The following is a 337-nucleotide window of genomic DNA, read 5'->3' as shown; positions in this document are numbered from 1 at the left end:
GAAGGTCAACGCCGAGCTGGGAGTCCTGGACGAGGACGTCGCCGCCGCGATCCGGGAGGCGGCGGACGAGGTCGCCGAGGGCCGGTGGGACGAGCACTTCCCGGTCGACGTGTTCCAGACGGGGTCCGGCACCTCGTCCAACATGAACACCAACGAGGTCCTCGCGACCCTGGCCACCGAGCGCCTGGGCCGCGACGTGCACCCCAACGACCACGTCAACGCCAGCCAGTCCTCCAACGACGTCTTCCCCTCCTCGCTGCACATCGCCGCGACCGCCGCGGTGACCGGCGACCTGGTCCCTGCGCTGGAGCACCTGGCGGCGTCGCTGGAGCGCAAG

1 protein-coding gene is annotated in these 337 nt (G+C 71.2%); it reads left to right on the top strand.

What is annotated here, in order from left to right:
- Window positions 1-337, top strand: a 337-nt coding sequence (locus ACLZOT_RS50935; protein ID WP_416976109.1) for a lyase family protein, incomplete at both ends; no start/stop codon positions are given.

The sequence above is a fragment of the Streptomyces sp. 4F14 genome (genome assembly GCF_048159485.1).
GTDB lineage: Bacteria > Actinomycetota > Actinomycetes > Streptomycetales > Streptomycetaceae > Streptomyces.
Note: the sequence above shows the minus strand (reverse complement) of the source record. Positions and strands in the feature narration are given on the sequence as shown.